The sequence below is a fragment of the Streptomyces nogalater genome, from assembly GCF_039532885.1.
GTDB lineage: Bacteria > Actinomycetota > Actinomycetes > Streptomycetales > Streptomycetaceae > Streptomyces > Streptomyces nogalater.
Window position 1 is genome coordinate 237,908 of the sequence record NZ_BAAASM010000014.1, and the last position, 22,700, is coordinate 260,607.

A 22,700-nucleotide genomic window follows, 5' to 3' on the forward strand; every position below is an offset into this window, starting at 1 on the left:
CCCGCGCGGCCCCCTCGTCCTCGCCCGCCCGGGTGGCACCGACCCCGGGCGGGCGGGGCTCCCAGCCCGCCGCGGCCGGCCGGGTCAGCGGGTGATCCGCAGCAGGCGTGGTGGCCGTGCGGCGGGTTCGGGCAGGCGCAGCGGTGACCGGCCGGGGGTGATGCTGCCGAGCACCGTGGCGCGGCGGGCTCCGGTGCCCGAGGGCAGGACCCCGGGCAGGCCGTGGGCGGTGAGGAACCCCAGGACGGCGAAGGCCAGGGCCTCCTTGGCGGCCGACGGCAGGCCCAGGTCGTCGCTGGGCCGCAGCGGCACGTCCGGGAGTTCCTCGGCGAGCATGCGCATCAGCACCGGATTGCGGGTGCCGCCGCCGGAGACGACGAGCCGGGTGACGCCGTGGGCGCGGCAGGCGTCCGCCACGGTGACGGCGGTCAGCCGGGTCAGGGTGGCCAGGACGTCGGCGGTGACCGGCACCGGCACGGTGTCGAGGGCGCGCCGCAGGTAGGGCAGGTGGAAGTGTTCCTTGCCGGTGCTTTTGGGGGCGGGTCTGCGGTAGTAGGGGTCGTCCAGCAGGACGCGCAGCAGTTCGGGGCTGACCTGTCCGGCAGCGGCCCGGTGGCCGTCCTCGTCGTAGTCGGCGGCGCCGTCGGTGAAGTGGTGTACGGCCGCGTCCAGCAGGGCGTTGGCGGGGCCGGTGTCGAAGGCGAGCGGCTCGGCGCCGGGTACGAGGACGGTGACGTTGGCGATGCCGCCGAGGTTGAGCGCGGCGGGCGTGCCGGGCAGGCCGGACAGCAGCAGGGCGTCGGTCAGGGCGACCAGGGGCGCGCCCTGGCCGCCGGCGGCGACGTCCCGGCTGCGCAGGTCGGAGACGACGGGCAGGCCGGTCGCCTCGGCGATCCAGGCGGGCTGGCCGAGCTGGAGGGTGCCGCGGACCGTGCCGTCCTCGACCCAGTGGTGCATGGTCTGGCCGTGCGAGACCACGAGGTCGGCGGTGCCCGCGCACAGGTCGCGCAGGGCGCGCCCGGCGGCGTCGGCGAAGGCCTGGCCGATGCCGGTGTCCAGGGCGCAGACGGCCCGCGTGGTGGTGGGCGCGGGGGGCAGGGCGGCGGCGATGTGGTCCCGCAGGTCGTCCGGGTAGGGGACGCAGAGGTGTCCGAGGGGTCGCAGGAGCAGGGTGTCCCCGTCCAGCGCGAGGTCCGCCGCGGCGGCCTCGATGGCGTCGTACGAGGTGCCCGACATCAGGCCGATCACGCGCACGGAGTCTCCTTCCGGCCGGGGCCGCGCCGGGCGGGCGGGGCCGGCTGCGGCTGGTGCATGGTTCCTCCGGGGCTGTCACGGTCACCGGTCGCCGAACCGGCCGCCCCGCCTGATCACGGCCCCCCGCCTGGTCACGGCCGCCCCGCCTGGTCACGGCCACCCGCCTGGTCACTCGGGGGCGACGGTGGCCGCCGGGCGGTCGGTGCCGTCGTCGTCCAGTGCGGCCGGGGCGGTGGGGGGTGTGCGGTGGAACAGGCTGGTCAGACCGCCCACGGCCAGGGTGACGGCCACGCCGAGGGGGACGAGCCACTGCGCGGCGATCGCGGTGGGTACGGTGGTGCCGCCCGCGCTGACGTCGATCTTGACGCCGCGCACGATGTACGTCATGACGCCGACGGTCACCAGGAACGCCAGTACGGCGTCGGTCTCCTTCGCGCGCCGGACGAGCCGGCCGAGGAGGAACGCGCCGAGGAGCGCGCCGTAGGTGTATCCGGCGATGGTCAGGCCGGTGAGGTAGACATTGCCGGTGCTGGTGCTGAAGGCGCAGGCGAACAGGGCCATCAGCACCGCCCACACCAGGGTCATCAACCGGGCGAGCCGGAGCAGGAACTCCTCGGTGGGCACGCTCCGGAAGAAGCTGTGGATGATGTCGGCGACGGTCGAGTTCGACATGGAGTTCAGCGCGGAGGACAGCGAGCCCATGGCCGCGCCGAGGATGCCGGCCACGAGCAGGCCGGAGACCACCACGGGCAGTCCGTGCAGGATGAAGTCCGGGTAGAGGTTGTCGGAGCTGGTCAGGCCCAGTTCCTGGAAGGTCCTGCCCTGGTTGTAGGACCACAGCAGCGCGCCGACGAGGGAGAACGCGGCGAACTGGAGGGTGACGAAGACACCGGAGGCGATCATCGCTTTCTGGCCGTCGCGCAGTGAGCGGGTGGCCAGGACGCGTTGGACGATCAGCTGGTCGGAGCCGTGGCTGGCCATCGCGAAGATGGCACCGCCGATGATCGCGGTGGGCAGGGCGAACGGGCTGGTGAGGATGTGCGCCAGATGGAAGTCGGTGTCGAAGAGCCGGAACCGGTCCGCGTGCAGGGCGCGCTGGACACCGTCGGCGCCGACCTGGGCGGTGAGCACGCCGATGGCGAGGAGGGCGCCGCCCAGGTACAGGCCCATCTGGATGGCGTCCGTCCAGATGACCGCCCGGATGCCGCCGAGGTAGGTGTAGACGACGGTGATCGCCGTGAGCACGATGATGATGACGCGGTAGCCGGCGTGCACGCCGAACTCGTCGAGCAGCAGCTTGATCGGGATGGCGGAGGCGAACAGCCGGACGCCCTCGGCGAGCAGCCGGGTGAAGACGAAGGTCACGGAGGCGAGGCCCTGCACCTTGAGCCCGAACCGGCTGCCCAGGTACTGGTAGGCGCTCACGAAGCCGCCCCGCTTGTACAGCGGGATGAGTACGGTCGCCACGACGACGCGTCCGATGACGTAGCCGAGGGCCAGTTCGACGTTGCCGAAGCCCTGTCCGCTGTAGGCGCCGCCCGGCAGGCTGATGACGGTGAGCACGCTGGTCTCGGTGGCCACCACGGAGAAGGAGACGGTCCACCACGGCATGTGGCCCTCACCGACGAAGTAGTCCTTCGCCGTCTTCTGCCGTCCGGCCAGGCGCAGTCCGATCACGGCGATCGCCACGAGGTAGACGACGACCACCAGCAGGTCGAGCTGACGCACACTCACGGAAGGAAAGTTTCCTTCGCAAACGCATTCATGCCGTGAAAAGTAGTTTCAGCCGTTGGCCCCGTCAACAACCCCCGCGGGCAACCTGGAGCGGCGGCGCCCCCATCCGAAGCGCCGCGTCACCCTTGCGGCGCCTTCCGCCCTCGCTGAGACTCGGGCCGACATCCATCGAGGGGGAGCTTTGGAGATCACCAACGCGCACTTACCCGCATCGGCCCGGTTCGGGTTCTGGGCCGAGCTGGTGTCGGATCAGCCGGCACGGATGCGGCTCACCAGTGCGGTCGCGTCGCGGGACTTCGTCGCCCGCGCGTCGTTGACGCAGGCCGGTCCGGTGCGGGTGGCCTGGTTCCGCAGTCCCCCGGCGCACCTGTCCCGGACCTGGGCGGACGTGCGGGCCGACGACCCGGGCGTGTATCAGCTCATGTTCGTCACCGGCGCTCCGCTGTGGATCGAGCAGCGCAGGCAGGACTCGGGGCTCGTGCATGGCGCGTTGGCCATGTTCGACCTGTCGGAGCCGTTTCGCGGGGATGTCCCGGACCGGGGTCACGACACCGAGGTGGTCATCGCGCAGATACCGCACGACGTACTGCCGCTGCCGGTGGACCGGGCCCGCCGGGCCCTGGCCGTCCCGCTGGCGGCCTCCGGGGTGGGCGGGGTGCTGGCGGATCTGATGACGTCGATACGGGCACACGGCGCGGACTGTGCGCCCCGGGAGCTGGAACGCATGGGGCGGATGACGGCCGACCTGGCGGGGGCGGTCATCGCCCGCCGGCTGGACGCCTACGGGCAGCTGCCGGTGCAGACCCGGCAGGACGTCATGCTGGCACGGATCCTCGGCTTCATCGACGCCAACCTCGCCGACCCACGGCTCGGGCCGGCCGCGGTCGCGGGTTTCCACCATCTGTCACTGCGCGCTCTGCACGCGCTGTTCCGGCAGCAGGACGGGGGGACGGTCGCGGCGGTGATCCGGCGCAGGCGGCTGGAGCGCTGCCGGGAGGACCTGGCCGACCCGCGTCTGGACGCGCTGCCGGTGGCCGCGATCGGCGCGCGCTGGGGCCTGGGCCATCCTCAGGGGTTCAGCAGGGCGTTCCGGACGATGTTCGGGATGGCGCCGGGCGAGTACCGGCGGGCGGCACGGACCGGTAAGCATCCGCGCACGGGGAGGTAACCGCGGTCGAGGGTCCCGCGCCTAGGGTGCGGGACACAGGCGCGGCCCGGCCGGAGACCGGCCCGCACGCTCCTGTCGTCCGGGGACGGAGCCTCGGTCGTCGTTCCTCATCCCTCGGGAGGGATCATGCAGATACCCGCTGTACGGCGGTGGGCCGTCGTCGCCGCGACCGCGGCGATCGCCGCGCTGTCGGTGTCCACGCCCGCGCAGGCCCGTGCGGACGTCTTCCACTTCGACGGGCAGAACAACGCCACCCGCCGCTGCATGGACGACAGCTTCGCGTACGGGCTGCGTGCCTTCGGCTGCAACCGGCAGGACTTCCAGCAGTGGTGGGGGGTCCACGCGAACTGACCGTGATGCGCGGGGCGGTGACCCGCTCTCCGTGGTGGCAGCCACCGGATCCGCCGAGTGGCATGCGCCCGGAGGACACCCCCCGCGCTCACCGTCCGCGCGTCACGTCCCGCCGCGTGTCGGCTGGTTCGCCGCTCGTCAACGGCACCCGTGGGGGATGTCAGCGGAGCACGAGCGTGGTGGCGAGGGCCGGGCCGAGGGCGCCGCCCAGGAGATAGCAGAGCTGGAACAGGCCGATGGCGGCGGGGCGTTGGCGGTCGGGCACGGCGGAGGCGGCGGCCACGGACTGGGTGGCGTTGGCGGCGGTGGCGGCGAAGACGGCCAGGCCGACCGCCGCGAGCGGCACGACCGCGCCGTGGGCGAGGACGGCCGCGGCGGCGGCGAGCGTCCCGGCCGCGAGCAGGATCACCCGTACCGTGCGGTGGCCCAGCCGCGCGGAGACGGCCGCGAAGCCGAGGGTGAGCAGGGACCCGGTGATCATGGCGGCCATCTGGCCCACGGCCACCGCGGTCGCCGGCCGGCCCGCCCGGTCGGTGAGCATCTGGGGCACCGCGAACAGCAGCGTGAAGTAGGACCCGGACAGGGCGAGGGCGATCAGGGCCGAGCCGCGGAAGAGGCGGGAGCCGAGCGCGGCGGCGGGAACGTAGCCGTCCGGGCGGCGCCGGATGTGCGGGGCCAGCAGTGCGGCGGCGACGGCGGCCACGGCCAGGGCGGGCAGCGGGCGGTACGGCAGCAGCACCAGCCCGCCGGACAGCACGGCCAGCAGCAGCGCGCCCCGGGTGTCGAAGCGGTCCCCGGTGGGCGGCGGCGCCGGCCGGGTGTGGCGACTGACCGCGGGGACGGCCAGGAGGGTGACCGCCAGGAGGGACAGCGCCGCGCGCCAGGAGACCGTCCCGGTGAGGCGCTCGCCGAGCAGCGGTCCCACGGCGCCGAGGATCCCGGTCCCGGCACTGATCACGCCCATGCGGCGGGCGGTGCCGGCCAGGTTCATGGCGATGGCCGTCAGGCCCGCCCCGCCCGCCGCCTGCACGGCGCGTCCGGCCAGGAGGAGCGGCAGCCACGGGGACACGGCCACCAGCACGGTGCCCGTGGTGACGCAGGTGGCGGCGAGCCACAGCGCGGTCCGGGTGCCGCGCCGCCGCAGCAGCGTCGCGAACAGCGGCGTCGCGATCGCCAGGGCCAGCGCGAACACGGTGACCAGCCAGGAGGCGGTGGCCGTGGGGATACCGAGGGAACGGCCGAGGTCACCGAGGATCAGTACGGCGGCGTTGCCGGCGGCGGCCACCGGGGAGGCGAGCAACGCCAGCCACAGGACGGGGACCTGACGGGCCGACGGGTGCACGACGGAGGGGGCGCGTGTGGCGCCCGTCCCGGGCGAGGTGGACATGGCTCTTCCGAAAGGGTGAGGGTGCGGTTGGCCGCCGCCCCGCGAGGACTCGCGGGGCGACGGTTCGACCCTGCGTCATCACGCTCGTCAATGGAAATGCTTTCTGTGCATCCGTAGTATTCGCCACATGGATGAGCTGCGCCGTATCGACCTCAACCAGCTTCTGACGCTGCACGCCCTGCTGGTCGAGAAGCACGTCACGCGGGCCGCCCTGCGGCTGAACAAGAGCCAGCCGGCCGTCAGCCACGCCCTGGCCCAACTGCGCACGCGGTTCGGTGATCCGCTGCTGGTGCGGCACGGCGGCCGTATGGTCCTGACGGCCCGCGCCCAGGCGCTGGTGCGGCCGCTGGAGGAGGCGCTGACCCGCCTGAACGGGCTGCTGAGCGCACCGGACTTCGACCCGTCGCGCACCCGTGGGCGCTTCAGGCTCTGTCTGTCGGACTACGCCTCGCGCATCGTGCTGCCTCCGCTGGTGCGGCACCTCCGCGAGCGGGCGCCGGGCCTGGACCTCGCGATCAGCCAGGCGAGCCGGGAGGCGATGCTGGCCCAGCTCACGGACGGCGAACTGGACCTGGCGCTGGGGGTCTTCCCGCATCCGCCCGAGGGCATCCACGTCCAGGAGCTGTTCCAGGAGGAGTTCGTCAGCCTGGCGGACAAGGCCGTACTGCCGCGGAAGGGGGGCCTGTCGCTGGCGGAGTGGCTGGAGCGGCCGCACATCATGCTGGCCATGCGGCCCGACGCGCACGACGAGATCGAGACGGCACTCGCGGCGCGCGGGCTGCGCCGGCGCCTCGCCGTGACGCTGCCCCACTGGAGCGCGGCCGTGGACCTGCTCGCGGGCACCGATCTGGTCCTGACCGTGGCCGGCCGGGCCGTCGGCCCGCTGCACCGGCACCGGACGCTGCGCAGGTTCACTCCACCGCTGGACCTGCCCCGCTTCGCCTACCAGCAGGCGTGGCACACCCGGCGGGCGGACGATCCGGCGCACCGCTGGCTGCGCGAGGCCGTGCTGGCGTGCGGCCGGCCGGACAGCGGCTGAGTGGCCGTGACGGCGTCCGACCGACCGGATGACGGCCGGGGCAATGGAGTTGACGTACCGTCAACCGGGCGGCGCCGGCCGGAGGTCGTCCGTTTTCCCGCGGACGGACGGGGCAGTGTCCGCAGCAGCCGACCGTCAGCGCTACAGGGAGCCCGTATGCACTACTACGACCTCGGCGGTCACGGCCGGCCCGTGACGACGTCGTCCGCCGAGGCGCAGACCTGGTTCGACCGCGGTCTGAACTGGACGTACGCCTTCAACCACGAGGAGGCCGTCCGCTGTTTCGAGGCCGCCGGCGCGGCGGATCCCGGCTGTGCCATGGCCGACTGGGGCCTGGCCTACGCGCTCGGTCCCCACTACAACAAGCCCTGGGACGCCTTCGACGCACAGGATCTGGGCCGGACGGTGGAACGTGCGCACGCCGCGGTGCGGCGCGCGCACGCGAAGGCGGCCGGCGCCACACCGGTCGAACGGGCCCTCGTCGACGCGTTGCGGGCCCGTTACCCGCGCGCCCGGACCCCGGACGCCGGGGAGGGCCCGGTGTGGAACGCCGCCTACGCCGACAGCATGCGGGCCGTGCACCGGCTGGCGCCCGACGACCCCGACGTGGCCGCCCTGTACGCCGACGCGCTGATGAACCTGACGCCCTGGCAGCTGTGGGACATCCGCACGGGCGAGCCGGCCCCGGGCTCGCGCACCATCGAGGCCGGGGCGGTACTGGAGCGGGCGCTCGCCACCGAGGCGGGGAACCGGCACCCGGGCCTGCTGCACCTGTACATCCACCTGATGGAGATGTCCCCCACCCCCGAGGCCGCGCTGTCCGCCGGCGACCGGCTGCGCGACCTGGTGCCGGACGCGGGCCACCTCCAGCACATGCCGTCCCACCTGGAGGTGCTCTGCGGCGACTACCGCCGGGTCGTCTCCGACAACACCGCGGCGATCGCGGCCGACGAGAAGTTCCTCGCCCGGGCCGGGGCGCTGAACTTCTACACTCTGTACCGCTGCCACAACCTCCACTTCAAGATCTACGGCGCGATGTTCCTCGGCCGCTTCCAGGACGCCGTCGAGACGGCGCGGCAACTCGAAGCGGCGGTTCCCGAGGAGCTGTTGCGGGTGGACAGCCCGCCGATGGCGGACTGGCTGGAAGGCTTCCTCGCGATGCGGGTGCACGTCCTCGTCCGCTTCGGCCGCTGGGACGACATCCTGCGCCTGCCCATGCCCGCCGACACGCGCCTGTACTGCGTGACCACGGCCATGCTGCGCTACGCGCGCGGGGTCGCGCTCTCCGCCCTGGGCCGCACCGGCGAGGCCGGGACGGAACGCGAGCTGTTCCGCGAGGCGGTCACCCGGGTCCCCGAGACCCGGACGCTGTTCAACAACACCTGTGCGGACATCCTGGCGATCGCCGCGCACATGCTCGACGGGGAACTGAAGTACCGCAAGGGCCGGTACGACACGGCGTTCGCGGCGCTGCGCCGGTCGATCGAACTGAGCGACGGCCTGGCGTACGACGAGCCGTGGGGGTGGATGCAGCCGGCCCGGCACGCGTACGGCGCGCTGCTCCTCGAACAGGGCCGGGTCGCGCAGGCCGAGGCCGTCTACCGGGCCGACCTCGGGCTGGACGACACGCTGCCGCGCCCGCTCCAGCACCCGAACAACGTCTGGGCGCTGCACGGCCTTCACGAGTGCCTCGTACGGCTCGGCAAGGAGGGGGAGGCCCGGCTCGTGGCCCGGCAGCTGAAGCTCGCCGCCGCGCTGGCGGACGTGCCGGTCCAGGCGTCCTGCTACTGCCGGCTGGACACCGCCGCGCACCCCGCGCCCCCGCAGGACTGCTGCGCCGGCTGAACCCCGGGCCCGGCGGCCGGCGCCGAGCCCGGCCCGCGTCGAGCCGGCCGGGACCGGACAACTACGCTCGGTGCCCGACGGGCCGGTGATCGCGCCGGAGGGGTTCGAGCGGAAGGTGTGCGGTGCGCGCGGGGTGGATCAGGCTGTGGCGGTGCGCGGCATGGGGCGGGATCGGGTTGAGCCTCTACGCGGGCTGGCTGACGGTCGACGACGTACGGGACCGCTCCGCGAGCGAACGCGCCATCGCCGCGGCGTGCGACCGGCTGGTGTCCGGCGCCGCGGTGATGGACCTCGACGGCGGCACCGTCCGGGCGGAGACCAGCGACTACGACCGGATCGACGCGCGCGGGCCGCGCGGTTCCTGCACCGTCTACCGGGCGTCCGGGTCGGGCAGGACCACCGGTCTGTTCTCGCTGGCGGTGCGGAGCGGCGGTGAGGCGGAGCCGTTGAACTGGATCGGCGACCGCACGGAGCCGTTCGCCCTCCCCCACCCCGCCGAGCGCACCCCCAAGACGGACCTCACCGCCGTCGCCGACCGGCGCCCCGAACCCCGGCCGCTGGGCGACGGCACCCTGGGCTGGTACGGCAACTGGTACACCACCGTCCGGGCCGAGTGCGGACCCGGCAGCAGCGCGGCCGCTCCCCCGCTGCTGCACATCACGGCCAGTGCCGACTACGACGGCGAGGTCTCCGGGGCGGACCGGGCGCGTCTGGCCCGCATCGCCCGCTCGGCCGCCGAGACCCTCACCCGGCGGATCGGCTGCCGCACCCGGCTGCCCGCCCTGCCCGCCGGGCAGCCGGCGCCCGTGCCGACCGCCCTGCGTCCCGCGCGGTCGGCCGGCGGTTCCTGCGCGTGGTTCGCCGGGTATCTCCGGCGCTCGGGGCACGGTCCGCTGCCCGACCGGGCCCTTTCGGTACCGGTGCGGGACACGCATCCGCTGGAGGGCTGCCTGCTGGCGGTCAGTCCCGGCCAGGTCCGCCACACCGCCGGCGGTCTGCCCGAGGACAAGCGCGACTTCGCCGACAGCGCGGTCACCCACTCGCCCTGGTGGCTGCGCACCGTCACCTACACCGGCGCCGAGGCCCGCGCGGCGGGGTACGAAACCATCGAGGGCGAGGACGTCGTCATCAAGCCGGGGACGGCCGGGCACGCGAACGACGTCTGGTGGGCCTCGTCCGTCTGCGGGGGCAAGCCCGCCGTGCACACGCTCACCACCAGCTACGCCTATGACAACGTGCTCGGTTCGCGGACGGTGTCGGCCCTGCTCCGGGCGTACGTCGACGACATGGCCGAGCGCAGGGGCTGCACCCGGGTGACGTACCCGGACGCGGCGGACTCCGGCGACCGGTGAAGGTCACCCCGACGCGTCCGTACGGGCTCGCCGCCAGGCCCCCTCGCGCAGCAGCCGCAGTCCGTTGAGGCCGACGAGGACGGTGGATCCCTCGTGACCCGCGACGCCGAGCGGCAACGGCAGGTCGCCGGCCAGGTCCCAGACCACCAGGCCGGCGATGAAGACACCGGCGACGACGAGGTTCTGGACGACCAGGGTGCGGGCCCGGCGTGACAGTGAGATCACGGTGGGCACGGTCGCGAGTTCGTCGCGGACCACCACCGCGTCCGCGGTCTCCAGCGCCAGGTCGGAGCCCGCCCGGCCCATGGCGACGCCGGTGTGCGCGGCGGCCAGCGCCGGCGCGTCGTTGACGCCGTCGCCGACCACCATCACCTTGCGGCCGGTGGCCTCCAGCTCCCTGACCGCGCGCACCTTGTCCTCGGGCAGCAGCCCGGCCCGGACCTCCTCGATGCCGACCTCGGCGGCGAGGCGGGCGGCGGCGCGCGGGTTGTCGCCGGTGAGCAGCGCGGGTGCGTTGCCGATGAGGGAGGTCAGGGCGCCGACGGTGCGCGCCGCGTCCGGGCGGAGCCGGTCGGCGATGCCGAGCAGGCCCGCGGGGCTGCCGTCCACGGTGACCAGCACGGCCGTCCGGCCGCCCTCCTCCAGCTCGGCGGCGACAACCGCCGCCTGGGCGGCCCGGGCTCCGGTGGCCGCGGTCGCCGACCGGGCCGGTGCGCCGACCGCGACCGTCCGCCCGTCCACGGTGGCGGTCACGCCGACCCCGGGGGTGGAGGAGAAGCCGTCCGCCGCCGGCAGGGCCGTCCCCCGCTCCCGCGCCGCGTCCACGACGGCCCGCGCCAGCGGATGCTCGCTCGGGCGCTCGGCGGCTGCCGCGAGGCGCAGCAGCTCGTCCGCGTCGACGCCGGAGCCGGTCAACGGCCGTACGTCGGTGACGCGCGGGGTGCCCTCGGTGAGGGTGCCGGTCTTGTCGAACGCCACCGCGTCCACCTGACCCAGCCGTTCCATCACCACCGCCGACTTGACGAGGACGCCGTGCCGTCCGGCGTTGGCGATGGCCGACAGCAGCGGGGGCATGGTGGCCAGCACCACCGCGCACGGCGAGGCGACGATCATGAAGGTCATGGCCCGCAGCAGCGCGCCGGTGAGGTCGTCGCCGAAGGCGAGGGGGACGAGGAACACCGCGAGGGTCGCCGCCACCATGCCCAGCGAGTAGCGCTGTTCGACCTTCTCGATGAACAGCTGCGTCGGCGCCTTGGTCCCCGACGCCTCCTCGACCATGCGCACGATGCGGGCGATGACCGTGTCGGACGCGTCCCGCTCGACCCGGACGCGCAGGGCGCCGGTGCCGTTGAGGGTGCCGGCGAAGACCTCGTCGCCCTGCTCCTTGGTCACCGGGAGCGGCTCACCGGTGATGGTGGCCTGGTCGACGTCGCTGCGCCCGTGGAGCACCCGGCCGTCGGCGCCCACACGTTCCCCGGGCCGTACCAGGATGATGTCGCCGACGGCCAGATCCGCGGCCGCGACGGTCTCCTCGGCCTCGTCGGCGCCCAGGCGGGTCGCCGTGGCGGGCGCGAGGTCGAGCAGTCCGCGTACGGAGTCGGCGGTGCGGGCGGTGGCCAGGGCCTCCAGCGCGCCGGAGGTGGTGAAGATGACGATCAGCAGCGCGCCGTCCATGACCTGTCCGATCGCCGCCGCCCCGAGCGCGGCCACGACCATCAGCAGGTCGACGTCGAGGCTCTTCTCCCGCAGGGCGCACAGGCCCGCCCAGCCGGGTTCCCAGCCGCCGGCCGCGTAGGTGAGCGCGTACAGCGGGCCCCAGAGCCAGGCCGGGGCGCCGGTCAGGTGCAAGGGCAGCGCGAGCAGGAAGCAGACGGTGGCCGTGGCCGCCCAGCGGGCCTCGGGCAGGGACAGCAAGGGGGTACGGCGGCGGGCGGGGTCCCCGCCGCGCGGGGGTGCCGCGCGGTCGGCCGGGGCCGGGGCGAGAGCGGAGGTCATCGGGGCAGTCCTTCACGACGGCATGACGAGACAGCGGTCAGCGCGAGGCGGTGCCGCTCTCCCACCGTACAGGATCAGATGAAGACCTATTCATGTATTCGCGCCGCGCCCGGGCTGCCTCCGTAGGATGGGGGCATGGGCCACGGAGTTGACGCCAAGACCACCGCCACCGCGCGCCAGCGCCTGGAGACCGTGGGCGCCGCCGATGTGGCCGCCACCCTCCAGGCCCTGGCGACACCCTCCCGGCTGCGCATCCTGGCCCGCCTCCAGGAAGGCCCGTGCGCGGCGACCGAGCTGGCCGAGGCCGTCGGCATGGAGCAGTCCGCCTGCTCCCACCAGCTGCGCCTGCTGCGCAATCTCGGCCTGGTCGCCGGGGAACGCCGGGGCCGCTCGGTCATCTACGCGCTCTACGACAACCATGTGGCCGAACTCCTGGAGCAGGCCCTCTACCACGTCGAACACCTCCGCCTCGGTCTGCGCGACACCCCGCCGACGGCGGTCGCCACGGCTCGCTGAAACGGACGGACCGCGCCGGGCCGGTACGGCCGCGGCCCGCGGGCTCGGCCCGGGGACCGTCAGCCGGCCGGCGCGAAGAGGAAGGCCCCGTAGCCGAACTCCTCGTCCACCCAGTGCCGTCGGCAGCGCATTCCGTGTTCGCCCACCGTGCACACGAGGCCGTCCACCGTGAACTTGCGCACCACGTCGTGAAGGAGCAGTTCGCCGGCGCCGAAGTCGACCGCGAGCCCCAGCCGGGGCAGCGTCACCCGCTGCCGCCGCAGGCTGCGGACGCCGCCGCGCACCTCGCGCCGTACGACGTCGTAGGTGAGCTCCGGCTCGAAGGCGTCGACGTCGAAGTCCGCGCCGTAGCGGTGGTTGAGGTGGAGGAGGGTGTTCAGGGCGAACAAGCGGCGGACGGGGCGCGGCCCGGTGTATCCGGCCTCGTAGGCGCGCCGCACCATCTCGACGGGTTCGTTCAGGTCCACGCAGACCAGCAGGTGGTCGTTCGGGGCGCAGCCCGCGCGTACGGCGCGCAGGAACCGTGCCTGCTCGGGTTCGGACAGGTTGCCGAGGGTGTTGCCGAGCAGGGCCAGGAGGCGGCCGCCGGAGCCGTTCCGCTCACCTGTGGTCGCGGCCCCGTCCACGATCCGCTCCGCCCCGCCCAGCCACGCCAGCGCCGCCAGGAAGTCGCCGTACACGGCGGTGACCCGGGCTCCCGGCCGGTGCCGCCGGATGCGGCCGGCGGCTTCCCGCATCGGCTCGGGGCTGACGTCCACGCCCGTGTACGCCCGCAACAGGCCGCGCCGGTCCATCGCCGCGAGCAGGATCTCTGACTTGCGCGCGCTGCCCGCCCCGAGGTCCACCAGCTCGGCCGGGTGCGCCAGGCCGACCAGGTCGTCACCGTGCTCGGTGAGCAGCCGCCGCTCGGCCCGGGGCGGGTAGTAGTCGGGCAGCCGGGTGATCTCCTCGAAGAGCTGCGAACCGGTCTCGTCGTAGCCGAAGAGTGACGGAATCCTGCGGTGCCGGACCGAAGCGGGAGCGGTGAGCCCGGCCCGGAGTTCCTCCTCCGGCGTGCCGGACAGGCCATCGGCTGCCCACGGCAGCGCGACCTCCGTGACCGGCGCCGCCGTGCGTGACTCGGTCATCCCGTTCTCCTCGCCGGCGAGCCGTCACCGAAGCACGCCACCACAAAGGGGACATATGCAAGGAAAATTTATATCAAGGAGCATTTCTCGGCATACGCACTCCGCATCCGGGGGACGCCGACCCTCGTCCACGGGCCGGACGGCAGGCGGCCCGCGAGGAGCGGGCCGCTTCATACGCGCAGGTGGAGGCGCCGGTAGGCCGTTCAGCGCACGTCACATCCGTCCCGTCTGCGATCGCGCCGCAGGGGGTAGGCGGCAGTGGTGACTACTCCCTCCGCACCGACAACCGACGGCTCGCCGCAGGGCGGTACCCCCGCGCTCAAGCGGGCGCTGACGACCCCCCTGCTCTACTTCTTCATCCTCGGCGACGTACTGGGCGCCGGCGTCTACGTCCTCGTCGGCCAGATCGCCGCGGAATCCGGCGGCGCCGTGTGGTTGCCCCTGCTCCTCGCCCTGCTGCTGTCGCTCCTGACCGCCGCCTCGTACGCGGAACTCGCCACGAAATACCCCCGGGCAGGCGGCGCCTCCCACTACGCCACCCTCGCCTACGGGCCGTTCACCGGCTTCCTCGCCGGATACTGCATGCTCGCCGCGGGCATCGTGTCCGTCGCCGCGCTGGCGCGGGGTTTCGCCGGCGACTATCTGACCGCCTTCGTCAGCCTGCCCGTCGTGCTGGTGGCCGCCGTCTTCCTGTGCTGCCTGGCCCTCCTGAACGCCCGTGGCATCAGCGAGTCGACCCGTGCCAACGTGGCGGCGACCGTCGTCGAGGTGGGCGGTCTCCTCCTCGTCGTCGGTCTCGGGGTCTGGCTGTTCCTGCGTGGCGACGGGGACTCCGGCAGGCTCCTCCGGTTCGGCAGCGCCGGCACCGGGGCCGCCGCCGGCGTCCTGAGCGGGACAGTGCTCGCGTACTACTCCTTCGTCGGCTTCGAGACCTCCGTCAACGTCGCCGAGGAGACCCGCGACCCGCGTCGCTCCTACCCTCGCGCCCTCTTCGGCGCTCTGGCGACGGCGGGCGCGGTCTACGTCCTCGTCGGAGTCGTCGCCTCGGCCGCCGTCCCCACCGGCACGCTCGCCCGCTCCAGCGGTCCGCTGCTCGAAGTGGTGAAGGAGGTGGGCGCGGTACCGCCGAAGCTGTTCAGCGCGATCGCCCTCGTCGCCGTCGCCAACGGCGCGCTGCTCACCGGCATCATGAGTTCCCGGCTGGCCTACGGCATGGCGCGCGACGGCCTCCTCCCCCGTTTCCTGACCCGTGTGCTGCCCGGCCGGCGCACCCCGTGGGCCTCGATCGCGACCACGACCGCCCTGTCCTTCCTGCTGGCACTCACCGGAGACGTGGCGAGCCTCGCCTCCACCCTCGTGCTGCTGCTCCTCGTGGTGTTCTTCATCGTCAACACCGCCGTGCTGGTCCAGCGGCGCGACCGCGTGACGCACCCCCACTTCCGGGCGTACACCGGCATCCCGGTCCTCGGGGCGCTCTCCTGCGTGGGGCTCGCCACGCAGGTCGAGGCCGAGGTCTGGGCACGCGGGCTGATCGTCATCGCGGTCGGCGTGGCCCTGGGGGCCGTGGCCGCCCTGCGCCGGCGCCGGTCCTCACCGTCGGCGGACCGCGGTTGACGCGCGGGGTGCCGCTCGCCTGGTTCCACTGCCCGGTCCCCGCGCCCCGCCCCGAACGAGGCGGGGCGGGGCGGGGCGGGCGGTCCGGTCTAGACGCCCGCGATCGACTGGATCCAGGAGCGGTACGCCGTCACGTTGGTGTACGCCGTGTTCGTCTGGCGGTCGCTGGTCGAAGCGACACCGACCTGGACGCCGTTCGCCATCATCGGACCACCGGAGTCACCGCCGGCGGTGATCCCGTTGCCTCGGTAGGCGCAGATCGCGGAGCCGCCGTAGGCGTCGGTGCAGCCGCTGGACACGGTGACGTTGGCGACCTTCAGGTAGCGGGACTGGCAGTTGATCTCCGAGCCGCACTGGGAGGTGGCACCCCAGCCGTACACCTGCACGCTCTGGCCGACCCTCACCGTACCGGGCTGGCCGAGGGAGGCGTAGGTCGTCGAGACGGAACGGTCGAGACGGACGAGCGCCAGGTCCGCGCTGTGGGTGTAGGTCTGGACGCCGTTGGCGACCGTGCCGCCGCTGTACTGGTCCAGGCTGCCGATGCGGAAGGACAGCGAGCCGCCGGAAACGCAGTGCTTCGCGGTGAGCACCCAGGTCGGGGCGATGATCGTCGCCGAACAGGTCTCCTGACCGTTCGAGTACAACCGCGCGGCCCAGGGGCCGCTGCCGGCGTACCCGCCGCCGATGATGGGCTGGGAACCCTTGGCGGTGACGGGAACCGCCGTCGGGGTCGCGGAGGCGGTGGGGGCGAAGAGCGTGAGAACGGAGACCGCTGCCGCGGCGAGAGCGGGGGCAAGCCTTGATATACGCAAGGTTCCTCGATCCGGAGGGCACGTCTGGAGAAGTGCGCTGGTGTGGGGTGGACGGCCTGACAGGCCGTGTCCATGGGGAACGCCGCCACGAGACGGCATGTGCGACATGGACATGACCTAGCTTCGGCAAGCAACCGTGGCTCGGGTACTAGCACTTCGCCATAACCTCGCGTTATGCCGGACGTAGAGGTTCGACGTAGCCATCCGACGTAGCGCTTCGACGTAGAGGTTCAAGGCCGAACTCGATGTCGGATTCCCGCAAGCACCGACGGCCCCGATGGCGCAGCCTGAACGCATGACACCCTTGACTCATCAGCCGCTTGCCATCCCTCCCCACGTCCTCGACGAGCTGCGCGAACGCGACGACGCCGGCGTGGTCCCCCGGCCTTACGCGTACGACACGGACGGAGCGCCGTTGCGCTGCTGTCTGCGCCGCGGCCGTACCGGTGAGCGGATCTCGCTGGTGTCGTACGCTCCGTTGCGCCGATGGGCGGCGGAGGTGGACGCCGACCCGGGGGCCTACGACGAGGTGGGCCCGGTGTTCATCCACACCGGCACGTGCCAGGGCCCGGATCCGGCGCTCGGGTATCCGTTCGCCGAGACCGGGGCCCTGCGCGTCTTCCGCCGCTACAACGACGCCGGCCACATCACGGGAGGCGCGGTCGTGCAGCTGCCGGTCGACCCCGTCCAGGCGCAGACCGTCGTGGAGCGGGCCCTGCACACGGCCTTCACCGACTCCGAGGTCGCCCTCGTGCACGTGCGCGCGGTGGACTACGGCTGCTTCCAGTACGAGGTCCGCAGGCCCTGACGGCGAGTGCCGAGGGGGCTGGGGAGCGCCGGCACACCCGGGAGGACGCCGCCCGCAGCGGTCACAGCGTGCCGGACGGAGGCGTGAGCCGCAGGCGCGGTGCCGGCGGCAGCGGGGTGGCCGCTCCCGTCTCCGGTACGGCGCGGAACGCCTCGATCAGGTAGGCGGCGAAGCGGCGGGAGGCCGTCACGCGGTCGGCGGGCGGCGTGTCCTGGAGGCCCCGGTGGGCCATGAGCACGAGGATCAGGTCGTCGACGACGAAGCCGGGGCGCAGCCGGCCGGTCTCCTGGGCGCGGCGGATCAGTGCGCCGACCGCGCGCAGAGTCTGCTCCCGGTCGGCTGCGAAGTCCATGGCCTCGGGGAAGGACGTCATATAGCGGTCGGCGAATCCCCGGCCGCGCGCGTGGAGTTCGCAGATCCGCTCGACCAGGCTCCGGAATCCGTGCCACGGATCCGCGTCCGCGAGGGCGTCACGGACGGCGGCGTGGCAGGCCCGCCGCTGCTCGGCGAAGGTCTCCACGATCAGTGCCTGCTTGGTCGGGAAGTGCCGGTACAGCGTGGCCGGGCCGACGCCCGCGTGCCGGGCGACCTCGCGCAGGGGCGCGCTCAGGCCCTTCTCGCCGAACACCACGCGGGCGGCGTCCAGGATGCGGACCCGGTTGTCGCGGGCGTCGGAGCGCGCGGTCCGAGGCAAATGGCGGGTCATCGGCTCTCACATTAGCCGAACGGACGGGGGCGTCCGTTACGGTCCGATGGCGGTGCCACCACCCCGTCCCGGCACTTCGCCGGTGATGCCCCGGCCATGGGAACCGGTCGGCGCGCACGGCCGCGACACCTGCGATCCGTCCCTCCACCGACCCGAGGAGCAGAGATGAAAGCCGTCGTGATCAGGGCGTTCGGAGACCCCGCCGGCCTGGAGGTGGTGGAGGTGCCCGCGCCCGTCCCCGCACCGGGGCAGGTGCGGATCGCCACGGAGGCGATCGGGGTGGGCGGGGTGGACGTCGTGATCCGCCGGGGCGTGCTCGCCGCCCACGGCTTCCGGGAAGGTCATCTCCTCGGCAGCGAGGTCGCGGGACGTGTCACCGCGGTGGGAGACGGCGTGGACGCCTCGTGGACCGGGCGGCGGGTGTGGGCGTACACCGGTCTGTCCGGTGGGTACGCCGAGCAGACCGTCGCCGCGGTCGAGGACGTCCTCGTGCTGCCGGACGGCCTGACCGGTACCGACGCGGTGACCCTCGGCGGCTCCGGCGTGGTCGCCCACTTCGCCCTGGAGCGGGGCCGTTTCGCGCCCGGTGAGACGGTGCTCGTGCGCGGGGCGGCGGGCAGCATCGGGATCACGGCGGTCCAGCTCGCGGCCGGGGGCGGGGCCGGCGCGGTGGCGGTCACCACCTCGTCGGCGGAGCGTGGCGCCCGGCTGCGGAGCCTGGGCGCCACCGATGTCCTCGACCGCTCCGGCGAGGGCGGCCCGGACGCACCGGCGGGCTTCGACGTGGTGATCGACGTCGTAGGGGGTCCCCTGCTTCCTCTCTTCCTGGACAGGTTGAACGCCAACGGGCGGTATGTGGCTGTCGGTGTGGTCGGCGGGCAGCCGCCGGCAGACTTCGGCATGCGGCTGATGGACGCCTTCCGCAGGTCGTTGTCGTTCTCCACGTTCAGCTCCGACACCGTGCCCGGCCCCGGCCGGCAGGCCGTGCGGTCGTCCCAGTTCGCCGATGCCGCGCGCGGTGACCTGCGTACGGTCGTGCATGAGGTGCTGCCTCTGGACCAGGCGGAGCGGGCCCACCGCGCCATGGACGAGGGAAAGGTGTTCGGCAGGATCGTGCTGACCCCCTGAACCGGGCGCCTCGGTACGCAGGCGCGCGGCCTGCGCGGCATGGTCGACACCTGACCGACCCCCACGACTCCTTGTCCCGCGCCTCGGCCAGCTGCTCCAGGGTGTCGTTGGCGCCCTTCACATAGGCCGCGTGGTGCTTGTCGTGACGCATCAGGCGTTGGACCTAGGACCCGTCCCCCTCAAGGTTTCCCTCGGTCTCCAGGTACACCTGGCGCAGTTCGTCCAGTACCGCCGGATCGGGCTTCGCCCACATCCCCCGCGACTGCGCCTCCAGCAGCCTCTCGGCGATGCCGTGCAGGGCCCAGGGGTTGGCCTGCCGGAGGAAGGAACGGTTGGTGGGGTCCAGGACGTAGGTCTCGGTGAGCTTGTCGTACATCCAGTCGGCGAGCACGCCGGTCGTGGCGTCGTAGCCGAACAGGTAGTCCACGGTGGCGGCGAGTTCGAAAGCGCCTTTGTAGCCGTGGCGGCGCATCGCCTCGATCCACTTCGGGTTGACGACCCGGGCGCGGAAGACGCGTGAGGTCTCCTCTACGAGGGTGCGCGTGCGGACCGTTTCCGGGCGGGTGGAGTCGCCGATGTACGCCTCGGGTGCGGTGCCGCGCAGGGCGCGGACGGTGGCGACCATGCCGCCGTGGTACTGGAAGTAGTCGTCGGAGTCGGCGATGTCGTGCTCGCGGGTGTCGGTGTTCTTGGCCGCGACCGCGATCCGCTTGTACGCCGTCTCCATGTCCTCGCGGGCCGGGCGGCCGTCGAGTCCGCGGCCGTAGGCGTAGCCGCCCCAGACGGTGTAGACCTCCGCGAGGTCGGCGTCGGTGCGCCAGTCGCGGGAGTCGATGAGTTGCAGCAGGCCGGCGCCGTACGTTCCGGGGCGGGAGCCGAAGATGCGGGTGGTGGCGCGGCGTTCGTCGCCGTGGGCCGCCAGGTCCGCCCGGACATGCGTGCGCACGTGGTTGGTCCCGGCCGGTTCGTCCAGCGACGCGGCCAGGCGTACGGCGTCGTCCAGGAGGCCGATGGTGTGCGGGAAGGCATCGCGGAAGAAACCGGAGACGCGGAGGGTGACGTCGACACGGGGGCGGCCCAGTTCCTCGTACGGGATGGGTTCCAGGCCGGTGACGCGGCGGGAGGCCTCGTCCCAGACCGGGCGGATGCCGAGCAGGGCGAGGGCTTCGGCCACGTCGTCGCCGGCGGTGCGCATGGCGCTCGTGCCCCACAGGGACAGGCCGACGGAGGTGGGCCAGTCGCCGTTGTCGGTGCGGTAGCGCTCCAGGAGGGAGTCGGCGAGGGCCTGGCCGGTTTCCCAGGCGAGGCGGGAGGGGACGGCCTTGGGGTCGACGGAGTAGAAGTTGCGGCCGGTGGGCAGGACGTTGACCAGACCGCGCAGGGGCGAGCCGGAGGGGCCCGCGGGGACGAAGCCGCCGGCCAGGGCGTGGACCGTGTGGTCGAGTTCGGCCGTGGTCGCCGCCAGGCGCGGGACCACCTCCCGGGCGGCGAACTCCAGGACGGCCCGCACCTGTTCGCCGTGCTCGGTGGGCACGGCCGCCGGGCCCCATCCCGCTTCCTCCATCGCCTGGACCAGGGCGCGGGCCTTGTCCTCCGCCGCGTCGGCTGTCGTGCGGGTGGCGGCGGACTCGTCCAGGCCGAGGGCCTCGCGCAGGCCGGGGAGGGCGGTGGTGCCGCCCCAGATCTGGCGGGCGCGGAGGATGGCGAGCACGAGGTTGACGCGGTCGGCGCCGGCGGGCGGGGTGCCGAGGACGTGGAGGCCGTCGCGGATCTGGGCGTCCTTGACCTCGCACAGCCAGCCGTCGACGTGGAGGAGGAAGTCGTCGAAGCCGTCGTCGTCGGGCCGGTCCTCAAGGCCGAGGTCGTGGTCCAGCCGCGCCGCCTGGATGAGGGTCCAGATCCGGGCGCGGATGGCGGGCAGTTTGGCCGGGTCCATGGCGGAGATCTGCGCGTACTCGTCGAGGAGTTGCTCCAGGCGGGCGATGTCGCCGTAGGAGTCGGCGCGGGCCATGGGCGGGACGAGGTGGCCGACGAGGGTGGCGTGGACGCGGCGCTTCGCCTGGGTGCCCTCGCCGGGGTCGTTGACCAGGAAGGGGTAGACCAGCGGAAGGTCGCCGAGAGCCGCGTCGGGGCCGCAGGCGGCGGACAGGCCGGCGTTCTTGCCCGGAAGCCACTCCAGGTTGCCGTGCTTTCCGAGGTGGATCATCGCGTCCGCGCCGAAGCCGCCCTCCGACCGCGGGGTGGCGATCCAGCGGTAGGCGGCCAGGTAGTGGTGGGAGGGCGGGAGGTCCGGGTCGTGGTAGATGGCGATGGGGTTCTCGCCGAAGCCGCGCGGGGGCTGGATGAGGATCAGCAGGTTTCCGAAGCGGAGGGCGGCGAGGACGATGTCGCCCTCCTTGTCGCGGCTGTGGTCGACGAACATCCCGCCGGGTGCCGGGCCCCAGTGCCGCTCCACCGCCGTGCGCAGTTCCCCGGGCAGCGTGGCGAACCAGCGCCGGTAGTCGGCCGCCGGGACGCGTACCGGGTTGCGGGCCAGTTGCGCCTCGGTCAGCCAGTCCTGGTCGTGTCCGCCGGCCGCGATGAGGGCGCGGATCAGGTCGTCGCCGTCGCCGGACTCCAGTCCGGGAACAGGGGTGTCGCCGAAGTCGTAGCCCTCGCGGCGCAGGCGCCTGAGCAGGGCGACGGCGCTGGCGGGGGTGTCCAGGCCGACCGCGTTGCCGATGCGGGAGTGCTTGGTCGGGTACGCCGACAGGACGAGGGCCAGTCGCTTGCGGGCCGGTGGGATGTGGCGGAGGCGGGCGTGCCGTACGGCGATTCCGGCGACCCGGCCGGCCCGCTCGGGGTCGGCCACGTAGGCCGGCAGGCCGTCGGCGTCGATCTCCTTGAAGGAGAAGGGCACCGTGATCAGACGGCCGTCGAATTCGGGGACCGCGATCTGGCTGGCCGCGTCCAGCGGGGAGACGCCCTCGTCGTTCTCCGCCCAGGCGGTGCGGGAGCCGGTCAGGCACAGGGCCTGGAGGATGGGGACGTCGAGGGTGGTGAGCGCGCCCGCGTCCCAGGACTCGTCGTCGCCGCCGGCCGAGGCCTCGGCGGGCTTGGTGCCCCCGGCCGCCAGGACGGTGGTGACGATGGCGTCGGCGGCCCGGAGTTCGGTGATCAGCTCCGGCTCGGGCGCGCGAAGAGAGGCGACGTACAGGGGCAGTGGCCGGCCGCCCGCGTCCTCGATGGCATCGCACAGGGCGTGGACGAAGGCCGTGTTGCCGCTCATGTGGTGGGCGCGGTAGTAGAGCACGGCGACGGTCGGGCCGTCGGCCGGCCGGTCCGGGCGCTCCAGCGGGCCCCAGGTCGGGGCGGGGGCCGGCGCGTCGAAGCCGTGGCCGGTGAGCAGGACGGTGTCCGACAGGAACCGGGCGAGCTGTTCGAGGTTGGCGGGGCCGCCGTGGGCGAGGTAGGCGTGGGCTTCCGCCGCGATGCCGACGGGGACGGTGGAAGCGGCCATCAGCTGGGCGTCGGGCGCCTGTTCGCCGGTCAGGACGACCACCGGGCGCCCGTCCGCCAGCAGCAGGTCGATGCCGTCCTGCCAGGCACGGATGCCGCCCAGCAGCCGTACGACCACCAGGTCGGCGCCGTCGAGGAGGGCCGGGAGGTCGTCCAGGGCGAGACGGGCCGGGTTGGCGAAGCGGTAGCCGACCGGGCCGTCGGCCGCGCGGGCGCTGAGCAGGTCGGTGTCGGACGTCGACAGGAGCAGGATCCGCTGGGCGGGCGGGACTCGGTCCCCGGACGAAGTGGGCATGCGTCGCCTGGCCTTCCTCGGGGTCCGCGCCCCGGGCGGTGTCGGAACGGGCCTCCCCGCGGGCCGGGCCG

At 73.5% G+C, this 22,700-nt stretch carries 17 protein-coding genes and 1 pseudogene; 9 read left to right on the forward strand and 9 right to left on the reverse strand.

What is annotated here, in order from left to right:
* Positions 1–84: 84 nt before the first annotated feature.
* A complete protein-coding gene (locus ABD350_RS12960) occupies positions 85–1,254 on the reverse strand; it encodes an anhydro-N-acetylmuramic acid kinase (RefSeq protein ID WP_344348116.1) in 1,170 nt (389 codons plus the stop codon).
* A 168-nt stretch (positions 1,255–1,422) separates the two neighbouring features.
* Positions 1,423–2,982, reverse strand: coding sequence for a sodium:solute symporter (locus ABD350_RS12965; RefSeq protein WP_344348271.1), 1,560 nt, complete (start codon positions 2,980–2,982; stop codon positions 1,423–1,425).
* A 187-nt stretch (positions 2,983–3,169) separates the two neighbouring features.
* Here ABD350_RS12965 and ABD350_RS12970 point away from each other — a divergent pair, with 187 nt between their 5' ends.
* Both ABD350_RS12970 and ABD350_RS12975 read left to right on the forward strand, forming a co-directional pair.
* Positions 3,170–4,156 carry a helix-turn-helix domain-containing protein gene (locus ABD350_RS12970; RefSeq protein ID WP_344348117.1) on the forward strand — a complete coding sequence of 329 codons (987 nt, stop codon included), beginning with the start codon at positions 3,170–3,172 and terminating at the stop codon, positions 4,154–4,156.
* A gap of 126 nt (positions 4,157–4,282) precedes the next feature.
* A complete protein-coding gene (locus tag ABD350_RS12975; RefSeq protein WP_344348118.1) occupies positions 4,283–4,507 on the forward strand; it encodes a hypothetical protein in 225 nt (74 codons plus the stop codon).
* A 160-nt stretch (positions 4,508–4,667) separates the two neighbouring features.
* Here the strand turns inward: ABD350_RS12975 and ABD350_RS12980 are convergent, their stop codons facing one another.
* Complete coding sequence (locus tag ABD350_RS12980) at positions 4,668–5,894, reverse strand: MFS transporter (protein ID WP_344348119.1); 1,227 nt, start codon at positions 5,892–5,894, stop codon at positions 4,668–4,670.
* Between the two features lie 127 nt (positions 5,895–6,021).
* On the opposite strand from ABD350_RS12980, the gene ABD350_RS12985 reads away from it, so the two are divergent.
* The 3 genes from ABD350_RS12985 (at position 6,022) to ABD350_RS12995 (ending at position 10,130) form a co-directional block, all read left to right on the forward strand.
* Positions 6,022–6,933 (forward strand): LysR family transcriptional regulator, encoded by a 912-nt coding sequence (locus ABD350_RS12985; RefSeq protein ID WP_344348120.1) that lies wholly within the window; start codon positions 6,022–6,024, stop codon positions 6,931–6,933.
* 156 nt (positions 6,934–7,089) lie between these two features.
* A complete protein-coding gene (locus ABD350_RS12990; RefSeq protein WP_344348121.1) occupies positions 7,090–8,778 on the forward strand; it encodes a tetratricopeptide repeat protein in 1,689 nt (562 codons plus the stop codon).
* A 176-nt stretch (positions 8,779–8,954) separates the two neighbouring features.
* Positions 8,955–10,130 carry a hypothetical protein gene (locus ABD350_RS12995; protein ID WP_344348122.1) on the forward strand — a complete coding sequence of 392 codons (1,176 nt, stop codon included), beginning with the start codon at positions 8,955–8,957 and terminating at the stop codon, positions 10,128–10,130.
* A 3-nt stretch (positions 10,131–10,133) separates the two neighbouring features.
* Here ABD350_RS12995 and ABD350_RS13000 read toward each other — a convergent pair whose 3' ends face one another.
* The gene (locus tag ABD350_RS13000; RefSeq protein WP_344348123.1) at positions 10,134–12,125 is read right to left on the reverse strand and encodes a heavy metal translocating P-type ATPase; all 1,992 of its coding nucleotides are present in this window, start codon (positions 12,123–12,125) and stop codon (positions 10,134–10,136) included.
* A 135-nt stretch (positions 12,126–12,260) separates the two neighbouring features.
* Here ABD350_RS13000 and ABD350_RS13005 point away from each other — a divergent pair, with 135 nt between their 5' ends.
* Positions 12,261–12,641 (forward strand): ArsR/SmtB family transcription factor, encoded by a 381-nt coding sequence (locus ABD350_RS13005; RefSeq protein ID WP_189991256.1) that lies wholly within the window; start codon positions 12,261–12,263, stop codon positions 12,639–12,641.
* Positions 12,642–12,700: 59 nt separating this feature from the next.
* Here the strand turns inward: ABD350_RS13005 and ABD350_RS13010 are convergent, their stop codons facing one another.
* Positions 12,701–13,768 carry an L-histidine N(alpha)-methyltransferase gene (locus tag ABD350_RS13010; RefSeq protein WP_344348125.1) on the reverse strand — a complete coding sequence of 356 codons (1,068 nt, stop codon included), beginning with the start codon at positions 13,766–13,768 and terminating at the stop codon, positions 12,701–12,703.
* Positions 13,769–14,029: 261 nt separating this feature from the next.
* On the opposite strand from ABD350_RS13010, the gene ABD350_RS13015 reads away from it, so the two are divergent.
* Complete coding sequence (locus tag ABD350_RS13015; RefSeq protein ID WP_344348126.1) at positions 14,030–15,382, forward strand: APC family permease; 1,353 nt, start codon at positions 14,030–14,032, stop codon at positions 15,380–15,382.
* A gap of 89 nt (positions 15,383–15,471) precedes the next feature.
* On the opposite strand, the gene ABD350_RS13020 is transcribed toward ABD350_RS13015, so the two are convergent.
* Positions 15,472–16,194, reverse strand: coding sequence for a S1 family peptidase (locus tag ABD350_RS13020; RefSeq protein ID WP_344348127.1), 723 nt, complete (start codon positions 16,192–16,194; stop codon positions 15,472–15,474).
* Positions 16,195–16,489: 295 nt separating this feature from the next.
* On the opposite strand from ABD350_RS13020, the gene ABD350_RS13025 reads away from it, so the two are divergent.
* Positions 16,490–17,002 (forward strand): DUF1203 domain-containing protein, encoded by a 513-nt coding sequence (locus tag ABD350_RS13025; protein WP_344348128.1) that lies wholly within the window; start codon positions 16,490–16,492, stop codon positions 17,000–17,002.
* 61 nt (positions 17,003–17,063) lie between these two features.
* On the opposite strand, the gene ABD350_RS13030 is transcribed toward ABD350_RS13025, so the two are convergent.
* Positions 17,064–17,708, reverse strand: a complete 645-nt coding sequence (locus ABD350_RS13030) for a TetR/AcrR family transcriptional regulator (RefSeq protein ID WP_344348129.1) — start codon at positions 17,706–17,708, stop codon at positions 17,064–17,066.
* A 165-nt stretch (positions 17,709–17,873) separates the two neighbouring features.
* Between ABD350_RS13030 and ABD350_RS13035 the strand changes: the two genes are divergently transcribed.
* Positions 17,874–18,836, forward strand: coding sequence for a zinc-binding dehydrogenase (locus tag ABD350_RS13035; RefSeq protein WP_344348130.1), 963 nt, complete (start codon positions 17,874–17,876; stop codon positions 18,834–18,836).
* Between the two features lie 52 nt (positions 18,837–18,888).
* Here the strand turns inward: ABD350_RS13035 and ABD350_RS13040 are convergent.
* Positions 18,889–18,987 (reverse strand): annotated as a pseudogene (locus tag ABD350_RS13040) (superoxide dismutase); the annotation flags it as partial.
* 12 nt (positions 18,988–18,999) lie between these two features.
* The gene (gene cobN, locus ABD350_RS13045) at positions 19,000–22,629 is read right to left on the reverse strand and encodes a cobaltochelatase subunit CobN (protein ID WP_344348131.1); all 3,630 of its coding nucleotides are present in this window, start codon (positions 22,627–22,629) and stop codon (positions 19,000–19,002) included.
* Positions 22,630–22,700 lie beyond the last annotated feature (71 nt).